We start from the raw sequence: 22,453 nt of genomic DNA, 5'->3' as shown, positions 1-22,453 counted from the left end.
GCTTGGGCGGGGACGCGGGGCGGTTTCATCGGCCAGTGATTTACGCAACCTGGTGTTACACCGTCGGGCGGATTTCAAAGCCGCTCATGCCGGGAGGATCCGCCACCTCCTCAACATCGATACTCTCAACGCGCGCAGCCGGCGGGCCATCATGGGCAAGTTCGATTAAGCGGCGCACGGCATCCTCTCGGCCGCATAAGAGCGCCTCCACCGAACCATCACGGCGGTTGCGCACCCAACCTGACACATCAAGAGACTGGGCCGCCTTCTCCATCCAGGCCCGATACCAGACCCCCTGCACACGGCCGCGAATGCGGGCATGCAGGCATATCGTTCTTGCGTTTTCCGTCATGATCGTGCCCTCGCCCCTGACTGACGCGGACAAGGATAGCGCAAACCAAAGCGCCAAACAAAAGACGCGATCAGGCATGCGAGAGCGTGTTTTTCCCCCTAGGCCTGAACGGAACAGGCAGGTTCAGGAAACGGGCTCGAACTCCATGAGCACCTGATCGACGGAGACGGCATCGCCTTGCGCAATGTGCACCACCTGCACGATGACATCACGCTCCGCCCGCAGGATATTTTCCATCTTCATCGCCTCGATCACGCACAAGGGCTCGCCGGCCTTCACCGTGCGCCCCGGCTCCACCGCAACGGAGATGACACGGCCGGGCATGGGGCAGATGAGCTGACGCGAGGTATCGGGCGGCTCCTTCTTCGGCATGAAGCGGGCAAGCTCCGCCTCGCGGCGGCTGTAGACCCGCAGGATTTTCTCCACGCCATGATGCAAGAGGTGCCAGTCATTGCCCACGCGCCGGATCTGAACATGCACGGCGCGGTCATTCACCCGCCCTTCCCAGATGGGCAGGCCCGGATGCCAGCGATGGCTGACGGTGATCTCCCGTTCGCTGCCTTCTTCCCCGATGCGCAGGCGCAAACGCCCATCCTCACTTTCGAGAATGGTCACGGGCACGGCCATGTCATCCGCTTCCGAAACGACGACGCGATGCACATCAAAGGCATTGCCGGCACCATCGATGCGGCCGCTGATGCGGCTGCGGCGCATGTTGTCCATGTGATCGGCACTGACGGCGACGGCAATGAGGGTCTCGCGCACGTCTTCCGTCTCTTCCGCGCCGGAAAATCCGTCCGGGAATTCATCGGCGATGAAGGAGGTGGACAGGGCCCCCTTGCGAAACCGTTCATGACGCAGCACGGCGGAGAGAAAGGCGACATTGGTGCGAATGCCATCGACATGAAAGGCATCGAGCGCATCAATCTGCGCGGCAATGGCGCTGTCGCGATCCGGCCCCCAAGTGATGAGCTTGGCGATCATCGGATCGTAGAACATGGAAATCTCATCGCCTTCGCGCACGCCGGTATCCACGCGCACCACGCGCTTGGGCGCCTGCTCTTCCGCGGGCGGGATGAACCGTTTCAGGCGGCCGGTGGAGGGCAGGAAGTTGCGATAGGGATCCTCGGCATAGATGCGGCTTTCAATGGCCCAGCCGTTCAAGCGCACATCCTCCTGCGCAAGGGGCAGCGGCTCGCCGGCGGCGATGCGGATCATCAGCTCCACGAGGTCAAGACCGGTGATCAGCTCGGTGACCGGATGCTCCACCTGCAGGCGGGTGTTCATCTCCAGAAAATAGAAGGAGCGATCCTGCCCGGCGACAAATTCCACGGTGCCGGCAGAATCATAGCCGACAGCCTTGGCCAGGCGCACGGCCTGCTCGCCCATGGCCTTGCGCGTTTCCTCATCAAGCAGAGGGGACGGCGCTTCCTCGATGACCTTCTGATTGCGCCGCTGGATGGAGCACTCGCGCTCGCCGAGGTATATGACGTTGCCGTGCTTGTCCGCCAGGATCTGGATTTCGACATGGCGGGGATTGTCGATGAATTTCTCGATGAAGATGCGCTCATCCCCGAAAGAGGAGCGGGCCTCGGAGCGGGCGGAGGCAAAGCCCTCGCGCACCTCATCGGCGGACCAGGCAATGCGCATGCCCTTGCCGCCGCCGCCGGCGGAAGCCTTGATCATCACCGGATAGCCGATTTCCTCAGCGATGCGTACCGCCGTTTCCGCATCCTCGATCTCCCCCACATGCCCGGGCACGATGGATACCCCCGCCTCCTGCGCCACGCGCTTGGAGGTGATCTTGTCGCCCATCAGCGCAATGGCCCTGGTGTTGGGGCCGATGAAGACGATGCCCGCCTCTTCGCAGGCCTCAACAAAGGCCGGGTTTTCGGAGAGAAAACCATAGCCGGGATGGATCGCCTCCGCCCCGGTCTGTTGTGCGGCCTGAATGATGCGATCAATACGCAGATAGGATTCCGCCGCCGGAGCCGGGCCGATGCAAACGGCCTCGTCAGCCATGTCCACATGCAGGGCGTTGCGGTCGGCCTCGGAATAGACCGCAACAGTGGCAATGCCGAGGCGCCTGGCCGTGCGCATGATGCGGCAGGCGATCTCGCCGCGGTTGGCGATGAGGATTTTCGCGAAAGGGGCCTTGCGTGCGGTCATGGTCCTGCCTTGCATTCCGGTAACGAGTGTGATCTTGCTTCTCAACGGGCAGACGATGCCGGGCCTGCCAAAAGCGGCAGCCTTGGGCAGCCGCAGGCTCGCGCAACTGTAGCCAGCCCGTCTTGCGGGCGTAAACACTGCAAAAGGCGAAAGATCCCCTCACCCCCCGCAAATCGCCATACAAGTGAAAGCAAAAGGCCCATGAGCAACATGGCAGAACAGGCAGGATCCCCAAAAGACATTCCGAAGGTGGGCATCGTCTCGCTGGGCTGTCCGAAGGCGCTGGTGGATTCGGAGCGGATCATCACGCGCCTGAAAGCGGAAGGCTATGACATCGTTGGCGATTATGCCGGCGCCGATCTCGTGATCGTCAACACCTGCGGCTTTCTGGATTCGGCGCGGGCGGAATCCTTGCAGGCCATCGGCGAGGCGCTTGCCGAAAACGGCCGGGTCATCGTCACCGGCTGCATGGGCCGCGATCCGGAGGAAATCCTGAAGGTTCACCCGCGAGTTCTCGCCGTGACCGGGCCGCAGTCCTATGAATCGGTCATGGCGGCGGTTCATGAGGCCCTGCCCCGCCCGCATGATCCGCGCATGGATCTCGTTTCGGAAGCGGGCTTTCATCTGACCCCGCGCCATTATGCCTATCTGAAGATTTCGGAAGGCTGCTCCAATTCCTGCACGTTCTGCATCATTCCCCATTTGCGCGGGCCGCTTGTGTCGCGAAAACCCTCCGAGATCATGCGCGAGGCGGAAGCTCTCGTGCGCGCCGGCGTGCGCGAGCTTCTCATCATTTCGCAGGATACCGCCGCCTATGGGCTGGATCTGCGCCATGAGCGGGAGACCTGGCGCGAGAAGACCTTGCGCGCGCATATCACCGATCTGGCCCGGGCCTTGGGCGAGCTGGGCATCTGGATCAGGCTGCATTATCTCTACCCCTACCCGCATGTGGATGCGCTGGTGGAGCTGATGGCGGAAGGGCTGATCCTGCCCTATCTCGACGTGCCCCTGCAGCATGCAGCGCCATCGGTGCTGAAAGCCATGCGCCGGCCCGCCAATCAGGAAAAGATGCTGCGCCGCATCGAACACTGGCGGACGATCTGCCCGGAGATTGCCATTCGCTCCACCTTCATCGTCGGCTTTCCCGGAGAGACGGAAGAGGATTTCCGCTTTCTGCTTGACTGGCTGAAGGAAGCGGCCCTCGATCGTGTGGGCTGTTTCGCCTATGAGAACGTGAAAGGCGCGGCGGCCAACGATTTGCCGGGCATGGTGCCGCAGGAGGAACGCCAGCGCCGGCGTGATGCCTTGATGCGCCTGCAAAGGGAGATTTCCGCACAGCGCCTTGCCCGCCTGAAAGGGCGCATGACGGAGGTGATCGTGGATGAGATCGACGAGGGGGAGGATCTCATCATCGCCCGCACGCCATGGGATGCGCCGGAGGTGGATGGCGAGACCTGGATCCCCCGTCATCTTGTGCCGGATGCGCGCATCGGCGAATTCATGCGGGTGCGTATCACCGAGACGCACGATTACGATCTGGAAGCGGAACCGGCGTGAGCAGCGCCATGGGATCGGGCCGCTCCATGGCGGCGAAGACATCCGCACGCGTGGGCAGATCCTTCAGGGGGCTTTGGGCCTGGGCTTGCAGGTGTGCCGGCAACTGCGGACCATAGGCGATCTGTTCGGCCTCATTGAGGTCCATCTGATGGGCTGGTCCCTGCAGCGCCAGCAAAACAATGACCGTGCCGGCAAAACTGACGGAAAACAGACGGCGCGGATGATGTCCGATCATGTCCAGCAAACTCTTGATCCGGTACGACATGGTCTTCTCCTCCCATGCCGGCATGGTGCCAGAAACCTCCTGACACCCGGTGGAGAAAACCGGTTCAATTGTATTCAATCTTTACGGGTTTCATGCGGCACGCCCTGATCATAGCGCGCATCGATGAACGAGCTGTAACTTGCGGGATGAAAAACGAATGACTATTGCCAGCAGCAAGCGGCGAGGCTGAAATCCCCTTGGGTGGAATAGCCGCAAGGCCTTCATTCACGAAGCCGTCAGGACCTGACACAAGCATATCACAGGGAGCATCATCCCGTGGCCAACACCGCCCCGGCGCCCCAGAATGCGCTGCAGCGCTTCATGCGGCACGAAGCCTTCTCGGCCGGCCTGCTGCTGCTTGCGGCGCTGCTTGCTATTGTTTTCAGCAATTCGCCGCTGTCCTCGCTCTATGACCGCTTTCTTGACACGCCCCTGATCATCCAGCTGGGATCCGTCGGCCTGAAAAAGCCGCTGCTTTTGTGGATCAACGACGGGCTGATGGCCATTTTCTTCCTGTTGGTGGGGCTGGAGCTGAAGCGGGAGTTCATGGAAGGACAGCTGGCCTCGCGCGATCAGGTTCTGCTGCCGGCGCTGGCCGCTGCGGGCGGCATTGCCGTGCCCGCCCTCGTCTATCTGGCGATTGCCGGAGTGGATGCCACCCTGGCCAAGGGATGGGCCATTCCCACCGCGACCGACATTGCCTTTGCGCTTGGCGTCTTTTCGCTGCTGGGCCGGCGCGTGCCTTCCTCTTTGAAGATCTTCCTGCTCACCCTTGCCATTCTGGACGACTTGGGCGCCATTATCATCATCGCCGCCTTCTACACCGATACGCTCACCTTCACCCCCATGGTCGCGGCCTCGGCGGCGATTCTTGTGCTCATTCTTTTCAATCGCCTGCGTATTGCCCGGCTTGCGCCCTATATCATCGTTGGCGTGATCCTGTGGGTGTCGGTCTTGAAATCAGGCATTCACGCCACACTGGCCGGTGTGGTGCTGGCGCTGACAATTCCGATGCGCAATCCGGATGGCACCAGCATGCTCAAGCGGCTGGAGCATGCGCTGCATCCTTATGTGGCCTATTTCGTCATGCCCCTGTTCGCCTTTGCCAATGCCGGTGTGCCCTTGTCCGGTTTCAGCATGCAGGCGCTGCTCGATCCTCTGCCGCTGGCCATTCTGCTCGGGCTTTTCCTGGGCAAGCAGATCGGCGTGTTCTCCATGGTCTTCCTTGCGGTCAAGACCGGCCTGGCCCGGCGGCCGGAAGCGGCCGGCTGGCTGCACATTTATGGCGTTGCGGTGCTCACCGGCATCGGCTTCACCATGAGTTTGTTCATCGGCATGCTCTCCTTTGCCGAGCCGGAACATGCCGCAGGTGTACGCTTCGGTGTGATTATCGGCTCCTTACTCTCCGGCGTTGTGGGTTATCTCGTGCTCAGGCTTGCACCCGCCACTGAATCGGGCCAAGGCTGCCAAACATGATGACCATCGTGAACATCATAGCCGGGCTTGTCCTGTTGCTGTTCGGGGGCGAGGCCATGGTGCGCGGGGCGGTTTCGCTCGGGCGCTGGCTGGGGCTGTCCACCCTTGTTGTGGGCATTCTCATCGTCGGAGTCGCCACCTCCATGCCGGAGATGGTGGTTTCGGTGGAGGCCGTGCTCTTTCATCATCCGGAGATCGCCGTCGGCAACATCCTCGGCAGCAATACGGCCAACATCCTGCTGGTTTTAGGGCTGACGGCCCTGGTCAGGCCGATGCATCATCAGCCGCGTGCGCTCTTGCCCGATGGCCTGCTGCTCATGGCCACGGCGCTCGTTTTCTTCCTTCTCGGCCTTTATGGACACATCAATCGTTTCTTCGGCCTGCTCATGCTCGCGGGGCTGGCCGCCTACATGACCTGGGAATTCGTCCGCACCAGAAGGGAAACACGCCTGCTTGCGGCGCTGGAGGAAGACATTGCCGAGGAGGCCTCTGTGCCGGCCTGGATGGAACATCCCCTGATCGCCCTGGTGGCGGTGTTCATCGGGCTTGGGCTGCTTGTCTACGGCGGTGATCTGTTCCTGCGCGGAGCAAGCCAGGTGGCCGATTATTTCGGCGTCTCCAAGGGCGTGATCGGCCTGACCCTCGTTGCCCTCGGCACATCCTCGCCGGAGCTGGCCAGCTCCCTGGTGGCGGCGCGGCATGGCCATTCCGACGTGGCCTATGGCAACGTGGTGGGCAGCAACATCATCAACATTCTGGGCGTGGGCGGCGCGGCAGCAGGCATAGCCGGCCTGCCGGTGCCGCAGGTCATGGCCCGGCTGGATGCGGGCATGGTGCTGCTGGCCACGATCCTGATGATCCTGTTCTTTCACTCCTCCAAAGGGCTCACCCGCAACCGCGCCCTGCTGCTCGTGGCCCTCTACGGCGCTTACATGGGCGTGCGTTCCCTGATTGTGGGTTGAATGCTTTCAATTTTGCGTGCGGCAGCATCCGCGGTGAATTCTTCACGCGCGAACATGCAGCGGATAGTTTTTGGGCGTGTAACGGGGCATCATGCCCCGGCAGGCCCGTTTAGTCGGAGCGCATGGCCCGTCTCATGGAATCTTTGAGCGGCTTCAGGATGATATCCATGGGCGTGCGCGGGCGTGTGGTGATGAAGACTTCCGCCGGCATGCCGGGCACGAGTTTCGCGCCCTTGGGCAGCTTGCCAAGCTCGGCGGCGGGGACCTCCACGTCCACCCGATAATAAGGCTGACTATCCGCCTCGTCGATGAGGGGGGCGGGTGATATCGTGCGCACGGTTCCGTTCAGAGTGGGGGTTGTGCGCGCCTCAAAGGCCGAAAAAACCACACGCGCCAGCTGATCAGGACGCAGCTCGTCGATGTCTGTCGGCTGCACCTTGGCCTGGATGATGAGGGCCTCTTTCAGGGGCACGATGCGGATGACCGGCTCCCGCGGGCCAATGACACCGCCGATGGTCTTCATGGTGATTTCCAAAACCCTGCCATCTGCCGGAGCCCGCATGCGCGTCAGCTCCAGCTTGCGTGCAAGATCAATGCGCTTTTCCCGAAGGAGACTTTCCTGCTGCTGCAACTCCGCCAGGCGATCGAGAACACCCGCGAGAAAATCCCGGTCGATGGAGACGATCTGCTGACGTATCTGGGCTATGTATTCACGCGTCTTGGCCTGTTCACCGAGATTGCGTCCCATGTCTCCCTTCAGGGCAGCCGCCGTGCGCTGCAGGGCAAGGAGACGGGGCTTCAGCGCCTGTCCCTTGGCAAGAAGCCGGGAAACGGTATTGATTTCCTCGCGAATGAGCGCGGCTTGTCGTTTCTTTCCTTCCAATTCGGCCTTCAGGCCCTCCAACTGCTTCTCCAGCGCATTGATCTGCTGCTCCAGCACCTTTTTCTGGGTAACGTTCAGTTTCCGCCTGCTTTCAAAAAGGCGCCGCTGGGTTTCCATCGCATTGCGTGCCGAGGCATTGGTGACGGCCGCCCTGATCAGTTCCTGGGGGAAACGAAGCCGCGTTCTGCCGTCCCGTTCGGCTTCCAGACGGGCAATTTCCGCCAATGTCGCGAAATACTGGGTCTCGACCATGGCGAGATTGGCCCGCAACTCATCGGCCTTGAGCACCATCAGGACCTGACCGGCCTGGACGCGATCGCCTTCGCGCACGCGTATTTCTGCAACAATTCCGCCTTCGGGATGCTGCACCGTTTTGATACCACTCTCGGGGCTGACCGCGCCGGAAGCGATCACGGCTCCTTCTATCTCCGCCAGAAAGGCCCAGGCCCCGCCAACGACGAAAACGAGGCCAAAAACCACCGCAATGATGAACTCTCCGGAAATGGGCGACAAAGCTTTTGGATCCCCGGCCCGCCGTTGGTTCTTCCATTCCATGAAGCGTTTGAAGGCGGCAAAGCGGTCCAGCCTTCTGCGCACGAGGCGCCAGCGGGCCTTCAGACGCAGACCGCTGCGGTCACTCCGACTTCTGTCCGGCAGAAACATCATGAAAGTGGTCCCAAGCCAGTAGGTGTCGCCTTGCGACTGGCAGTCTGCAAGCGGGCATGGCCGTCCTCAAGCAGGAGGCGGAAATCGGCAATGCGTTCGATCATGGGCATGTGATCAATGACGATGAGGGCTTTCCCCTGCTCCTTGAGTGCTCGCAGCGCTTGCGTGAGCGCCTTGCGGCCGGCCGGGTCGAGAGCGGTGAACGGTTCGTCGAGAATGGCGAGAACGGGATCACCATAAAAGGTGCGGGCAAGTGCCACCCGCTGCCGCATGCCACCCGACAGCCATTTCCCATCCGGTCCCACGGGGCGGTCATATCCGCCATTGCGCTTGATGGCCTCATGCACGCCGGCCCTTTGGGCGGCTGCAATCACGTCCTCCTCGCGGGCTGCGGGATCAAACCGCGCGATGTTTTCGGCCACCGTACCTTCCAGCAAATGGATGTCCTGAGGCAAATACCCGATCAGGCGTGCTCTTTCCCGTTCTGGCCAGGCATCAATATCGGCGCCATCGAGCAGGATGCGGCCGGCAAGCGGCGGCAACAGTCCGCACAGGCTGCGCGCCAGCATGGTCTTGCCGCTGCCGTTTGCTCCGGTGACCCAGAGGATGTGCCCCGGTTCCAGCTCAAAGCGCACGCCACGCAAAAGAGGCTTTCGCACGCCCGGCGGAGCAATGACGAGATCCTCGACGCTGATATGTCCGCGGGGCGCGTTTTCCGGCCTCATTTCCTGCGATTGCGGCCTGTGGTCCTCCTGATGCTCAAGAAATCCCACAAGACGATCGCGAGAAATGCGATAGCGCTGGTAGGCCCGCCATTGGGTTATGGCCTGTTCCACTGGCTGCAATGTGCGCCCGAGAAGAATGGTGCCCATGATCATCATGCCGCCGGTCATCTCGCCATTGAGAACATTCCAGGCGCCAAGCGCCAGCATGGCCGATTGCAAAAGGAGTCTGACGGCCCGGGTAAGTGCAGCCATGCTTGCGATCCGCTCACGGGCGCGGGTCTCCCACCACAGGGCCCTGTCCTGTATCTCTCCCAACCTGGAAAGGACAGGGCCTCGCATGCCAAGACCGATAACGGTTTCCGCCGCCTGCATGATGGAGGACAAAATGCGGTTGGACGTGGCCGAAGCATTGGCGGCTTTCTGTTGCAGGGTGGCAGACAGGACATGGTTGAGAACGGCGAGACCGAAGAGAAGGACTGCACCTGAAAGGGCAAGCAGAAACATGTTCGGATGCAGCAGGTAAATGACGGAGAGATAAATCACCATCATCGGCACATCGAACAGAACGGCCAAAGCGGGCCCGCCCATAAACGCGGTCATGACGGAAAAGTTCCGCATCGGTTCCATGACCGGCTCGCCCCGAATGAGCGCCGCACGCAAAACCGCATTCTGGATCGTATCACGCATTTTCAGGGACATGCGTGTAGACATGCGCGAAAGGATGCGGGCCCGTGCCATGTCCAGCAGCCCCAGGGCCGCATAGAGCACAATAACGAGAACAAGAAGGGCGTAGAGCGTATCGCGGCTGTGGCTCGGCAACACCCGGTCGTAAACCTGCAGCATGAAAAAAGGGCCTGTGAGCATGAGCAGGTTGAGGCCCACACTGGCCAATCCGACAAAGGCGAGAATTCCGGGAAACTGGAGAAAGGGCCTTTTCAGGATCTCCTGCGCCGTTTTATCCATTCCGCCCCCGCAGCAACGGCCAAAATCCGTTATCGACAACGCCCAACGCGCCCGCCGGTCAGCCAGGAGAGGAGATAATGCCATATCCTGCGCGCCATGCGGGCATGGTTCATGTAAATCACTTGATCATGCGCGCGCAACCTTTTCGTGAATGTTTCAACCACATCATCCGGGGAAAGAAGAATTCCCCGGCACGGATCGGCATAGACCGGCGCCATGATGAGGGCGGCGGCCACGAGCTCATCCAGCGTGCAGGGACGGCGCGGACGGGTGATGGGCTGATGATCGATGGTCAATCCCCAGCCGGCGTAAAAGGGCATGCCGTGACAGTGCACCTCCCGGCCGCGCAGCAGCGCATCAAATCCGGCCAGGGACGTGATGACGTGCACGGCATCCACTTCATTGAGCAACTGGGTCAGATCGGCGTCTCTTTCGATGTGATCACACCAGGCCTGCGCCTGCCGCACATGCCCCCTGCCCTTGCGGTTTCCGGCCAGGATTTCGGGATGGGGCTTGTAGATGATGAAGGCCTCGGGCTCCAGGGCGCGCACGCGCCGCAACAGCTCGAGATTGGTGCGCACCTCACCGCCGCCCAGGAGCACGGCGGCATCGCTTTCCACCTGTCCGGGAACGAGAACGATGCGCTTGCCCGCCGCCTCGGCTGGCGGGGTGAATGCGCGCGGGGGCTTTGGAAAATTGTATTTGCTCAATCCCGCTTCGATAATTTTCTCGCGCAAATTCCGGGCGCGTTTCACCACATCATCGGGCAGCGGCGCCGCCTTCAGAAGGCAGTGTTCGATGATGTTGCTTCCTGCGGCATCGAAATAGATGCCCACGGGATCGAACAACAGGGACCAGGGGGGAATGAAATCCGAGCCCAAACCGACGGATCGCAAAAAGCCATCCTCCACGCGCACGATGGAAAGAGTGTGCTCCCTGGCCAGTTCACGCAGCCCTGCGGGATCGCGCATGCCCCAGACGGCGATGCGATCCCGTGCCGAAATCCCCAGGCGCTGTGCGGCCTTGGGCGTAGTGACGAAATGCACCTGAGCGCCAGCGCCGAAAAAGGGGCGGACCATGGCGCGTTTCCACCGTTGAAAGCCAAAGGCGAACACCCGGCCGGAAAAGGGCTTTTCCCCCGCCTCCTGCCATTGGCGCAGGCGCTGCCTTTCCCGGGCAAGATAGCGGGCCACATCATCAAAAGTGCCGGCCTGATTGTTGCGCGGATTTAGATAGCGCATGTGACGCACGAAGGCGGCAGCCACTACCTCCTCCAGGGTTGCCCTGTGTGTGCGGCGCGAGCAGGTCTGTCGATCAACCGTCAGCCCCCAGCCGGCATAGAAAGGCATGCCGAAGCAATGCACTTCACGACCACGGATCAGCGCATCAAACCCCATAAGCGAGGTTGCTACGTAAACCTTGTCGAAATGCGCTAGCAGGTCATGCGGATGCCAGTTGTCAGCAATCCGGCGCAGACGCGGATGATCCCGCCTGGGCAGGCATCCCTGCCGTTTTCCGGCAAGCACGTCAGGGTGGGTTTTCACCCAGATTTCGGATTCGGGGTTCTCTTCCAGCGCGGCATCAAGCATCGCCGCGAAGGTCTCCTGATCCACGCCGCCATAAACAAGGGAGAGATCACCCGCTGTCTGATCCACTACCAGCACGCGCCTTGCTTTTCCTTCGAAAGCATCCGGCGGTGGCGGCAGACCGTCGTTGTATTTGCTTAAGCCCTCTTCACGCAGAACCCTGATGACATGGCGGGCCGCAAGACGTTCCTGTTCAGAAAAGTCTCCCCGCTCGATGCTGGCTTCCAGATCGGAAGGTGCGGTGGCGTCGTAATGCACACCCTGCCCATCCATAATCAGGGACCATGCCGGCGCCCCCCGCACACCAAGGCCAACCGAACGCAAAAAGCCGTCCTCCAGCAAAAGCATCCGGGTGCCGTCCCGGAATGCCAGGCGCCTTGCCCGCTCGCCGCTCCTGCGTCGTCCCCAGCCGATCCAGGCGGCGTTAGCAGGACAGCGCGCACCCGGCGGCAGGACTTTCACCGGCCGTGACAATATCCGGGAAAGAAAGCGGCGCTGGCGCACCAATCCTGTTGAGAGCGCCGGGATGTAGAGAATTTCAATGTCATCAAGCATGAATGCGGCGCATAAGCCCCCGTTCCTTCAACCGCTTTCAGCACCAGGGCGGTTCGGGGCGACCAAAACGGTTCGGTGCCTCCTCGCCCGGCAGCGCCATCAGGTACAGATAAAGCGGCAGGAGAGGAAAGGACAACACCCACCAGCCGCTGCGGCCCGTATCATGCAGCCGGCGCACGCTCACCGCCAGCCAGGGCAGCATCAGCGCCACCAGCCAGGTGATGGAGAAAATGCCGATGCCGTTGCGGAAGTTGATGGCATAGATGCCAAGGCGTAAGTCCACCCAGACGGCGATGCCGCCCAGAATCGCCCAGATGAGAAAGAACAGCCAGAATTCCCGGCGTGTTGCGCGCCCTTCAAAATCGGCATAGGCCGCCACCGCCTTGAAAAAACACCGCATGATCCCAACTCCCGCTCCGGAATGGTTGACCTTTCGCCTTTCCCCCGTCAAACCGGAGCCATTCGTGTGAAAAGTGAAACGCATCCTATCATGCGGCGCAGGGCCCTGCCATGAATGACAACCATCAAGAACGCAAACCGGCGCAGGAAAAACAGGAGCAGCCCGGCGCATCTCGTGCTGAACCTTCGGGCTTTTCTTCTCCGGCGGAAGATGTGTTGCGCATGGATCCGAAGCAGATCGAGACCCTGCTTGCACTCATGCGCACCTTGCGCGATCCCGAACATGGCTGCCCCTGGGATGTTGAGCAGACCTTCGAGACGATCGCACCCTATACCATCGAGGAGGCCTATGAGGTTTCCGATGCCATCGCCCGCGGCGACATGGAGGAGTTGAAGGAAGAGCTGGGCGATTTGTTGCTGCAGGTGGTGTTTCATGCGCGCATGGCGGAAGAGGCCGGATATTTCGCCTTTCCCGACGTGGTGGAAGCCATCGTGCGCAAAATGCTGTTTCGCCACCCCCATGTTTTCGGCGCGCCGGAGGAGCGCGGCCGGGTGAAAGCCGATTTCTGGGAACAGGCCAAAGAAAAGGAACGCGCACGCAAGGCCGGCATGCAGGCAATGACGGAGCCTGCCGAAGCGCAAGCGGAGGATAACGCAAAGGAGGAGGGCGCGCCCTTTCTGGTCGATGACGTGGCGCTTGCCCTGCCGGCGCTGATGCGGGCGCAGAAACTGCAGAAACGGGCCGCGCGCGCTGGCTATGACTGGCCGGATGTTTCAGGCGTGGCTGAAAAGGTGGCGGAAGAGGCCCGCGAGCTGGCTTCGGCTCATGAAAAGGGCGCGCAAAAAGAGGTCGAAGAGGAAATCGGCGATCTTCTCTTCACCGTAGTCAATCTCGCCCGGCACCTGAACGTGGATGCCGAGACCGCCCTGCGCCGCGCCAACGACAAGTTCGCCGCGCGCATGCGCGCTGTGGAACGCCTGGCGCGTCAGGAAGGCCGGCAGCTTTCCGAGCTCACGGATGAAGCGCGTGACCGCCTGTGGGAACAGGCCAAGGGCGAAGAGCGCGAAAGCTGATCCCCCTGCTCCGCCTTCGCAAGGACTCCAGTCACAAGGCATCGGTGACAGGCTCTTTGCAACTCAAAAAAGCGCAGGCCTTTCAGAAGAACTCCGGCGAGACCCGGAACATGCGCTGGATTTCCTCGGCCATGTCGGCGCGGGCGAAGAGTACCACCCGATCACCGGGGCGGATTTCCAGATCGCCGGTGGCCATGATCACATCCTCGCCGCGCACCACCGCACCAATGCGCACCCCTTCCGGAATGTCCGCCTCGCGCAGCTTGCGGCCAACGATGGGCGAGGTCTCCAGCGCGGCGGCTTCCACGATCTCGGCCTTGCCGTCAAAGACGGGATAGATGCCGCTGATGCGGCCGCGGCGTACATGGCGCAGAATTTCCGAAACGGTCACCGCCCGCGGGTCGATCCAGGAATCCACCTGCAAGGGGCCGGCCAGCGGCAGGGCCTGCAGGGTGGCGATCAGGCTCATGGTATGCGCGGCCCCCTCCTGACGGGCTAGCAGGGCGGAAAGCAGGTTGACCTTGTCGTCATTGGTCAGCGCGATGAAAACATCGGCACGCTCCACATCTGCCTCACGCAGGATTTCCGTATCCAGCGCCGAGCCATGCAGGACAATGGCGCGTTCCAGCGAATCGGCAATGGCCTCCGCACGCGCCCTGTTGCTTTCGATAATGCGCACATGGGCCTGCGCATCGCGTTTCTCCAGCTTGCGCGCCACATAAAGGCCAATATTGCCGCCGCCAGCGATGATCACGTCCCGCGCCGGCGGTTCATCATGCCCGAACAGGGCCAGCACGCGCTGGGCCGAATTGGCATCGGCAATGACGAAGATGAAATCCCCCGCCTCCATCTGATCGGTGGTGTGCGGAATGATCACCTCGCCATTGCGCAACAGGCCCACAACCACGGCCTTAAGATCGGGAAAGAGGTCAGCGAGCTGTGACAAGGGTGTATCGAGAAGCGGGCAGTCCTCGCCCAGCATCATGCCAAGCGCCACCACCTTCTCGCGGGCAAAATGGATGGCCTCCTGCGCGCCCGGCAGGGAAAGGCGCCGCAAGACCATCTCGCCCACGGCGATTTCCGGTGAAATGACCACGTCGATCGCCGTGTTCTCGCGCGAAAAGAGATTGGAAAAGCGCGGCTCCAGATAGGACTGATGCCGCACGCGCGCAATCTTGGTGGGGATGGAAAACAGGGCGTTGGCCACTTCGCAGGCCACCATGTTCACCTCATCGGTATAGGTGACCGCGATGATCATCTCTGCCTCATCGGCTCCGGCGCGTTCCAGCACATCAGGATGCGCGCCATGGCCGACGATGCCCTGCACGTCGAGATCGTCGGAGATGCTGCGCACCAGATCGGGCTGCGTGTCGATGACCGTGACATCATTGCCCTCCGCCGCCAGGCGTTCGGCAATGCCCCGCCCCACCTGACCGGCGCCGCAGATGATGATCTTCATCTCCCCGATCCTCTCCCTGCCAACCGTGCACGCTATCCCGGCCCCTGCCCCTGACAGGCCCTGCTGATCCTTACGCCCGCAATGCCTGAACGGATCACACGTCGCCGCGCACTGTGCGCCATATGGCGAACGCTGACAAGAGGCCGCATGCCGGCAGGCCCGCTTGACAAGACAGCGCAGTCCGGCCAATCCCGCATGAACGAAATGCTGCCCCTTGCTGCGCCTTGGCGCACCCGTGAGATTACGGAATGAATGCCATGTCCAGTCGCGACATTCTGCTCTCCGCCACGCTTGAGAAAAACGCCGTTTCTGCAGATGCGCCGCCTGATGATGCGCATGTGCGCGCTCTGGCCGATACGATCATGACACTGGCTGAGGCCGGCGCAAGCATCGTCACCCTGCCGATTGCCCCGGGCGAACAGCCCATTAAGGAGCGGATCGAAAACGTGCGAAAGCTCTTTTCCGCGCTGGGCGAGACCTTGCCGGAGGGGGCGCCGCCGGTTTTTCTCTCCACGGAATTTCTGGGGCCGGTGGGCATGCAGACGCGCTTTGACGCAGTGCGCGCCATCAGGCCGCAGGGGGTGGATCTGATCTTCCGCGACATTTTCTCCGATGAGAGCGATGAGGGCTTTTCGCGGCTGAAAGGTTTCTTCCGCTGGCTGAAGGTCATGGAGGTGATGCCGCGCTTCATCATGCGCACGCCGTCTGATGTCGCCCGTTTCGTGCGGCTGCGCGTGTTTGATGTGGTCACCTTCTCAAGGCCGCACCTGCTTTTTGAGCTGGGGGCCGACAGCGGCCATGAGAACACGGACACCGCAAGCGCGCTTGAGCGCTTCCTGGCCGCGCTGGATCATCAGCCGGTCACATGGGCGGCCTGCACCCATGGCGCGGATGAGGCCGCGGTCATCTTCCGCTGCCTGCTGGAGGGCGGGCATGTGCATACCGGCCTTGCCTGCAATCGCGTGCTGCCGGATGGCACAAGGGCGGCGCATCCGCAAGAGCCCGTTCTTGCCGCCTGCGACATCATCCGGCAGACCGGCGGGCGGCCCGTGCCGGCAAAAGAGGCGAAGGCTTTCTTGAAGGAGTCCTTCAAGTAATCCGGGCAATAAGTTGAATTCGCGTAATTTTTCCTGAAGGCCAGATCACTTGGGCTGGGCAGCCGCCGCAGGCACCGCCCGGGCCACGGGTGCGGCCGCCGGCACGGCATTCAGGGAGCGAAACCCTTTGGCGAGAGCAAGGGCCCGTTTCTGGTCCTCCTCCTTCAGGTTCTTGCGGATCGCCTTGATACGCTTGAAAAGGGCGGGATTGTCCTTTTCCGCAAGACCGCGGGCGGCGATGATATACCAGGACAGCGCCGCCACCGGATCGCGCTTCACATAGCCCTTCAGACCGCGGGCGGCGATATCGCCCAGCTGCATGGCGGCCGGGCGATGATCCAGGCGGGCGGCCTTGACCAGCCAGGCGATGGCCCGGCGCGGCCGCTTGCGCATGCCCTCGCCTTTCAGGGCGAGAAGGCCAAGGCCATAGAACGCGGCCGGATGGCCATGTCCGGCGGCGATGGTATAGAGCCGGTAGGCACGGCGGGGATCCCGGCGCTTTTTCTTGGGGCCGATGCCGGTGCGATAATAATCGGCAACACGCACAAGGGCATCCACCGTCATCATCAGGCGCATGCGGCTGGTCTCATCGGCATCATAGGCCAGCGCCACGGTGCGATAGTAACGGAAGGCCTTCTCGTCGTTCTTCCTGGCCCCGCGCCCGAGCCGATAGATATGGCCGAGATACCAGGCCGCCTCGATGCTGCCCTTGCGGGCGGCGCGCTCAAAGGCCTTGCGGGCCTTGGCAAAACGCCCCTTGCGCCAGGCCTTGCGGCCCTTGCGCAAATCCTCAAGGATGCCGGCGGCCGTGGCCTGTCGCTTGCTGCGTGCCGCCGGTTCGTAGGAGTGAAACTGCTTGATCGGCAGCTGATCAAGCGCATCTCCGGCAAGGGCCGCATCCCAATCACCAAAGGGCGATGGCCCCACGCCCAGGCTCAGAGCAAGAACCGCACAGGCCAAGACAGAGCGAACCGGCCATTTGGCCAGCCCCTTCGCCCGCGCACGGCGGGGCAGACGCACAGCCCCGCCGCAGCGCGCGAACGCCTTGCGCCGCACAGGCATGCCCCCCTGCCTGTGATCAGATATCCGCATATTGCCGTTTCTCCGCCTTGGCTCCGGGATGGGTGACCGCGCCATAGCGGGCCGAGCCCACAAGCTGCGCGTATTTCCACAGCGCACCGGAACCGAAGTTTTCCTCACGCGGCTTCCACTCCTTGCGGCGGCGCTCAAGCTCCTCGTCGGAGAGCTCCACCTCGATGGTGCCGGCCACGGCATCGAGCGTGATGATGTCGCCATCCCGAATGAGCCCGATGGGGCCGCCCACCGCCGCCTCCGGCGAGACATGGCCGACGCAGAAACCACGCGTGGCGCCGGAGAAGCGCCCGTCGGTGATCAGCGCCACCTTGTCGCCCATGCCCTGGCCGTAAAGCGCCGCGGTGGTGGCCAGCATCTCGCGCATGCCGGGGCCACCTTTAGGGCCCTCATAGCGGATCACCAGCACGTCGCCCTCGTTGTAACGGCGGTTGGTGACGGCTTCGAAGCACTCCTCCTCGGTGTCGAAGCAGCGCGCGGGCCCACGGAACTTCAGATGGCTCATGCCCGCCACCTTCACGATGGCGCCGTCCGGCGCCAGGTTGCCGCGCAAGACCTTCACGCCGCCGGTGGGCGAGATGGGATCGGACGCCGGGCGCACCACGTCCTGCTCGTCATTCCAGCGCACCTTGGCCAGGTTCTCCGCAATGGTGCGGCCGGTCACGGTGAGGCAGTCGCCGTGGAGATAGCCCTCCTCCAGCAGCGTCTTCATCAGCAGCGGAATGCCGCCGGCCTCGAACATGTCCTTGGCCACGTATTTGCCGCCGGGCTTGAGGTCGGCGATGTAGGGCGTGCGCTCGAAGATGCGGCCGACGTCGAAGATGTCGAAGTCGATGCCGCACTCATGCGCAATCGCCGGCAGGTGCAGCGCCGCGTTGGTGGAGCCGCCGGAAGCCGCCACCACGGCCGCCGCGTTCTCCAGCGCCTCGCGGGTGACGATATCCCGCGGGCGGATATTGTCCGCCAGCAGGTGCATCACCGCCTCGCCGGCGGCATAGCAGAGCTGGTCGCGCATCTCGTAGGGCGCGGGCGCACCGCAGGAATAGGGCAGCGCCAGACCAATGGCCTCGGCCACCGTGGCCATGGTGTTGGCCGTGAACTGCGCGCCGCAGGAACCGGCGGAAGGACAGGCCACGTGCTCCAGCTCGTTTAAGTCCTCCGCCGACATGGCGCCGACGGAATACTTGCCCACGGCCTCGAACACGTCCTGTACCGTTACCGGCTTGCCGCGAAAGACGCCGGGCAGGATAGAGCCGCCGTAGATGAACACGCTGGGCACGTTGAGCCGGCACATGGCCATCATCATGCCGGGCAGGGACTTGTCGCAGCCGGCCAGGCCCACCAGCGCGTCGTAGCAGTGCCCGCGCATGGTCAGCTCCACCGAGTCGGCAATGACCTCGCGCGAGACCAGAGAGGACTTCATGCCCTCATGGCCCATGGCGATGCCGTCGGTGACGGTAATGGTGGTGAACTCGCGCGGCGTGCCGCCGGTGGCGGCCACACCCTGCTTCACCGCCTGCGCCTGGCGCATGAGCGAGATGTTGCACGGGGCCGCCTCGTTCCAGCAGGTGGCCACACCGACGAGCGGCTGGTGCACCTCCTCATCGGTCAGCCCCATGGCATAGAGATAGGAACGGTGCGGCGCCCGCTCCGGCCCTTCCGTGACATGTCTGGAAGGCAGTCTGCTCTTGTCGATCTTCACCTTGGCGTCCATGACCTCTCACCCCGTTGCCGTTTCCTGCCCGAAGGCGCCCGAACGCCGGAAGGTCCCCCCTGCCCCGTTTTCCGGCCGTCGGATCCTGATGCTTTCAGCCCGTTTTCGTGCGCATGGTGCGCTCTCATTCGTGCGTGCTTTTATGCGCTGTGCACCTTTCTGCAAGAGAGAAAACACCACACCGCCGCGGCGGAACATCGCAAAACGCCTTTCCGCCCGGCACACATCAGCGCAGCCTCACGACATGCCATTCTTCCGGAAACGGCAATGTTCATATTAGGGCGGAAATGGGAAGGAAAGTGACGGATCGATTCCGGCCAAACCAAAAACATGGGGCTGTGGCATATATGCCACAGCCCGCAAACCTTTTTCTTCCCTTGGTTGTATCCGACCACATCTCTAAAAACGGGCGCGCCGTTCAAGGGATGAGATCCTTGATATACTTGGGCAGGGCGAAGGCGGCCTTGTGCACCTCCGGCGTGTAGTAGCGGGTTTTCAGCTTTTCCGCCTCATAGCGGCGCTTGAGCACCTCAAGCGGAACCGCCCGCAGCTCCGTGTCGTTGGTGCCCCAGCCGATGGCGAGTGCTCCGCCGGCATAGCCCGGCACGCAGGCGGTGTAGCAGGTATGATCCACAAAAAGCTTGCGGAACACGCTCATGGTGTGCACCAGCTCATCGGCCTGGGTGAAGGGCACGCCGTTCTGGGTGACGATGACGCCGCCCTCCGCCAGCCGCGCCTTGCAGTTGCGGTAGAATTCCTCGGAGAACAGCACCACGCCGGGCCCCACCGGATCGGTGGAATCGACGATGATGACATCGAAGGTCTCCTCGGCCTCCGCCACATACCGGGCGCCATCGGCCACCACGAGCTCGTAGCGGGGATCATCGAAGGCGCCGTCGGAGATCATCGGCAGGTAGGTCTTGGAGAACTCGATGACCTCGGCATCGATCTCCACCTGCACGATGCGGCCCACGGCCCGGTATTTCACCACCTCGCGCAGCACGCCGCCATCACCCCCGCCGATGATGAGCACGGAGTGGGCCGCGCCATGGGCAAGCATGGGCACGTGCGCCATCATCTCATGATAGATGAACTCGTCCCGCTCCGTGGTCTGCAGGATGTCATCGAGCGTGAGCACCCGGCCGAAGGTGGGGTTTTCGAAGACGCGGATGCGCTGCTCCTTCGTCTTCGAGTCATAAAGGAGCTTGTCGATCTTCAGCATCTGGCGATAGCCGGCGTGAAGACGCTCCACCCACCAGCCGGGGATCTCGATGTCCTCCTCATCCTCGCCAGTGGCCTGCGCCGCCACGATCTTCTGCAGGGCGGGATCCAGTTCCTTGTCCGTCATTCGACAATGCCCTCCCCACGCAGAATTTCGGTGACGCGCACATCACGGGCCTTGAAGGCCTCCTTCAGGATGGGCACGGCCTTCCAGGGATCGGCCTCGCCGCACATGAAGACATCAAAGGCGCCATAGCCCGCTTCCGGCCATGTGTGCACGGAAATATGGGATTCGGCGAGCACCGCCACGCCCGAAACGCCCTGGGGGGTGAACTTGTGGGTGTGGATGTGCAGCAGGGTGGCGCCGCAGGCCCTGATACTGTCAAGAAAGGCCTGGCGGATGCGCTCCTCGTCGTTCAGGCCCTCGCCGCCGATCACCTCGATGATGAGGTGGGTGCCGGCATAGACCTTGCCGTTTTTGCGAATGAAGTGATCCTTCTTCTCCGTGGTCTCGTGCGCCACGGAGGCAAGCACGTGTTCTTCCGTTTGGGTGGTGCCTGCAGACAGGTCCATCCCCAATTGGAAGAGGCCCCGGTCTTCCATCGGAAGTCCTCCCCAACCAGCAGATGCAAACCCCGAGACGCCCCCCCAACGTGCCCTTCTTCAGAGATCGCCTCTCCTTGAAAGGATGCCCTGGGAGCCGCCTCACGAAAGAAGCCGGCGATCTCACGCCGGCCCAAAACGCCGCGCCATTGAGCGGTGCGGCGCATCATATATACAAAGCGCGCTTATGCTTGCAAGCCCCAAATTTCCGGGCGAGACATTTTCTTCCGCACTGATCGGCCTTCGGCAAAAAGATCAAGAGCTTCTTAGCCCAGCCCCAGGCTCTTGAGCTTGCGATGCAGGGCGGAACGCTCCATGCCGATGGCCTGGGCCGTGCGCGAGATGTTGCCATTGAAGCGGGTGAGCTGGGCCTTGAGATAGGCGCGCTCAAAGGCCTCGCGTGCTTCCCTCAGCGGCAGGGCCACGACCCGCTCCAGATCGAAGCCGTCCGGATCATCCTCCGTGGGGGCGGAATCCTTGGGCAGCATCTCGGCGGTGATCACATCCGGCCCGTCGGCGCACAGGATCATCAGCCGCTCGATGTAATTGCGCAATTGGCGGACATTGCCCGGCCAGTCGCGCGCCTGCAACGTGGCCATGGCGTCTTCGGAAAGGCGCTTGGGCGCCCGCCCGGAGGCACGCGAATGCTGTTCGATGAAATATTCGGCCAAAAGCGGGATGTCCTCGCGCCGTTCGGCGAGAGAGGGCACGCGAATGGGCACCACCGCCAGACGATGATAGAGATCGGAGCGGAAGCGGCCATCGGCAATCAGGGCCTCCAGATCGCGGGCGGTGGACGAGACGATGCGCACATCCACCTTCACCGGACGGTTTCCGCCCACGCGGGTGAAGGTCTGATCCACAAGCACGCGCAGAACCTTGCCCTGCGTCTCCAGCGGCATGTCGGCGACTTCATCGATAAACAGCGTGCCGCCATGCGCCTCCTCCAGCTTGCCGACGATGCGGCCCTGACCATTGCCATCGCCCTCGGTGCCAAAGAGCGCCTCCTCCATGCGTTCCGGTGCCAGGGTGGCCGCCTGCAGCACCACGAAGGGGCCATCGGCGCGCTGTGACCACTCATGCAGCTGCCTGGCGGCCAGCTCCTTGCCGGCGCCCATGGGGCCGGAGATGAGAACGCGGGAATTGGTGGGCGCGATTTTTTTCAGCTCCTGCTTGAGCCGACGCATGGCGGGCGATTCGCCGATCATGGTCACCGCCGCACCGGTGCGGGTCTTCAGCTCCACGTTCTCGCGGCGCAGACGCGAGGCTTCCAGCGCGCGATTGACCACGAGCACGAGACGCGAGGCCTTGAACGGCTTCTCGATATAGTCATAGGCGCCCTTCTTGATGGCGGCGACGGCAGTCTCGATATTGCCGTGGCCGGAGATGATGACCACAGGCAGATCCGGATGCTGGGCTTTGATGACCTCAAGAAGCTCAAGCCCGTCCATGGGAGAGCCCTGAAGCCAGATGTCGAGCACCACCAGCGCGGGGCGGCGCTCGGCGATGGCTTCCAGCGCCGAGGTGCTGTCATGCGCAAGCCGCGGCTCGTATCCCTCGTCCTCAAGAATGCCGCCGATCAGCTCCCGGATGTCGGCTTCATCATCGACGATGAGAATGTCTGCACTCATGGGC

At 62.5% G+C, this 22,453-nt stretch carries 18 protein-coding genes; 5 read left to right on the top strand and 13 right to left on the bottom strand.

Annotated features, from left to right (window positions below; genetic code table 11):
* Window positions 1–55: 55 nt before the first annotated feature.
* Both EK16_RS02485 and accC read right to left on the bottom strand, forming a co-directional pair.
* On the bottom strand, window positions 56–352 hold the full coding sequence (locus EK16_RS02485; RefSeq protein WP_038034383.1) for an acylphosphatase: 297 nt from the start codon (window positions 350–352) through the stop codon (window positions 56–58).
* Window positions 353–475: 123 nt separating this feature from the next.
* On the bottom strand, window positions 476–2,521 hold the full coding sequence (accC, locus tag EK16_RS02480) for an acetyl-CoA carboxylase biotin carboxylase subunit (protein ID WP_038034382.1): 2,046 nt from the start codon (window positions 2,519–2,521) through the stop codon (window positions 476–478).
* 210 nt (window positions 2,522–2,731) lie between these two features.
* Between accC and rimO the strand changes: the two genes are divergently transcribed.
* The gene (rimO, locus tag EK16_RS02475) at window positions 2,732–4,078 is read left to right on the top strand and encodes a 30S ribosomal protein S12 methylthiotransferase RimO (protein WP_038034380.1); all 1,347 of its coding nucleotides are present in this window, start codon (window positions 2,732–2,734) and stop codon (window positions 4,076–4,078) included.
* Here the strand turns inward: rimO and EK16_RS02470 are convergent.
* The gene (locus tag EK16_RS02470; protein WP_231573574.1) at window positions 4,035–4,343 is read right to left on the bottom strand and encodes a hypothetical protein; all 309 of its coding nucleotides are present in this window, start codon (window positions 4,341–4,343) and stop codon (window positions 4,035–4,037) included. The genes rimO and EK16_RS02470 overlap by 44 nt on opposite strands.
* A 276-nt stretch (window positions 4,344–4,619) precedes the next feature.
* Between EK16_RS02470 and nhaA the strand changes: the two genes are divergently transcribed.
* Together nhaA and EK16_RS02460 are read left to right on the top strand one after the other, a co-directional pair.
* Window positions 4,620–5,819 carry a Na+/H+ antiporter NhaA gene (gene nhaA, locus EK16_RS02465; protein ID WP_255353315.1) on the top strand — a complete coding sequence of 400 codons (1,200 nt, stop codon included), beginning with the start codon at window positions 4,620–4,622 and terminating at the stop codon, window positions 5,817–5,819.
* Window positions 5,816–6,781 (top strand): calcium/sodium antiporter, encoded by a 966-nt coding sequence (locus tag EK16_RS02460; RefSeq protein WP_038034376.1) that lies wholly within the window; start codon window positions 5,816–5,818, stop codon window positions 6,779–6,781. The genes nhaA and EK16_RS02460 overlap by 4 nt, the downstream gene beginning before the upstream one ends.
* 109 nt (window positions 6,782–6,890) lie before the next feature.
* Here the strand turns inward: EK16_RS02460 and EK16_RS02455 are convergent, their stop codons facing one another.
* The 4 genes from EK16_RS02455 to EK16_RS02440 are packed head-to-tail and all read right to left on the bottom strand — an operon-like array spanning window position 6,891 to window position 12,559.
* Entirely contained in the window at window positions 6,891–8,330 is a 1,440-nt protein-coding gene (locus tag EK16_RS02455) for an HlyD family type I secretion periplasmic adaptor subunit (RefSeq protein WP_081910184.1), read from the bottom strand.
* Entirely contained in the window at window positions 8,327–10,018 is a 1,692-nt protein-coding gene (locus EK16_RS02450) for a type I secretion system permease/ATPase (protein WP_051928809.1), read from the bottom strand. Before EK16_RS02450 ends, EK16_RS02455 begins: the two co-directional genes overlap by 4 nt.
* Before the next feature lie 29 nt (window positions 10,019–10,047).
* The gene (locus EK16_RS02445) at window positions 10,048–12,159 is read right to left on the bottom strand and encodes a capsular polysaccharide biosynthesis protein (RefSeq protein WP_081910182.1); all 2,112 of its coding nucleotides are present in this window, start codon (window positions 12,157–12,159) and stop codon (window positions 10,048–10,050) included.
* 37 nt (window positions 12,160–12,196) lie between these two features.
* A complete protein-coding gene (locus EK16_RS02440; protein WP_038034374.1) occupies window positions 12,197–12,559 on the bottom strand; it encodes a DUF805 domain-containing protein in 363 nt (120 codons plus the stop codon).
* Window positions 12,560–12,780: 221 nt separating this feature from the next.
* Between EK16_RS02440 and mazG the strand changes: the two genes are divergently transcribed.
* Window positions 12,781–13,632 (top strand): nucleoside triphosphate pyrophosphohydrolase, encoded by an 852-nt coding sequence (gene mazG / locus EK16_RS02435; protein ID WP_038034518.1) that lies wholly within the window; start codon window positions 12,781–12,783, stop codon window positions 13,630–13,632.
* Between the two features lie 82 nt (window positions 13,633–13,714).
* Here the strand turns inward: mazG and trkA are convergent, their stop codons facing one another.
* Window positions 13,715–15,091, bottom strand: coding sequence for a Trk system potassium transporter TrkA (trkA, locus tag EK16_RS02430; protein ID WP_038034372.1), 1,377 nt, complete (start codon window positions 15,089–15,091; stop codon window positions 13,715–13,717).
* A gap of 257 nt (window positions 15,092–15,348) precedes the next feature.
* Here trkA and EK16_RS02425 point away from each other — a divergent pair, with 257 nt between their 5' ends.
* Entirely contained in the window at window positions 15,349–16,188 is an 840-nt protein-coding gene (locus EK16_RS02425; RefSeq protein WP_197059582.1) for a 3-keto-5-aminohexanoate cleavage protein, read from the top strand.
* Between the two features lie 45 nt (window positions 16,189–16,233).
* Here the strand turns inward: EK16_RS02425 and EK16_RS02420 are convergent, their stop codons facing one another.
* The 5 genes from EK16_RS02420 to EK16_RS02400 form a co-directional block, all read right to left on the bottom strand.
* Entirely contained in the window at window positions 16,234–17,250 is a 1,017-nt protein-coding gene (locus EK16_RS02420; RefSeq protein ID WP_038034369.1) for a tetratricopeptide repeat protein, read from the bottom strand.
* Between the two features lie 16 nt (window positions 17,251–17,266).
* Window positions 17,267–18,994 carry a dihydroxy-acid dehydratase gene (gene ilvD / locus EK16_RS02415; protein ID WP_038034368.1) on the bottom strand — a complete coding sequence of 576 codons (1,728 nt, stop codon included), beginning with the start codon at window positions 18,992–18,994 and terminating at the stop codon, window positions 17,267–17,269.
* Window positions 18,995–19,412: 418 nt separating this feature from the next.
* Window positions 19,413–20,342 (bottom strand): polyamine aminopropyltransferase, encoded by a 930-nt coding sequence (gene speE / locus EK16_RS02410; protein ID WP_081910179.1) that lies wholly within the window; start codon window positions 20,340–20,342, stop codon window positions 19,413–19,415.
* The gene (gene speD / locus EK16_RS02405) at window positions 20,339–20,818 is read right to left on the bottom strand and encodes an adenosylmethionine decarboxylase (RefSeq protein ID WP_038034366.1); all 480 of its coding nucleotides are present in this window, start codon (window positions 20,816–20,818) and stop codon (window positions 20,339–20,341) included. Before speD ends, speE begins: the two co-directional genes overlap by 4 nt.
* A 266-nt stretch (window positions 20,819–21,084) precedes the next feature.
* A complete protein-coding gene (locus tag EK16_RS02400) occupies window positions 21,085–22,449 on the bottom strand; it encodes a nitrogen assimilation response regulator NtrX (protein ID WP_038034363.1) in 1,365 nt (454 codons plus the stop codon).
* Window positions 22,450–22,453 lie beyond the last annotated feature (4 nt).

It is taken from the genome of Thermopetrobacter sp. TC1 (genome assembly GCF_000746275.1).
Classification (GTDB): Bacteria; Pseudomonadota; Alphaproteobacteria; order Rhizobiales; family Aestuariivirgaceae; genus Thermopetrobacter.
Note: the sequence above shows the minus strand (reverse complement) of the source record. Positions and strands in the feature narration are given on the sequence as shown.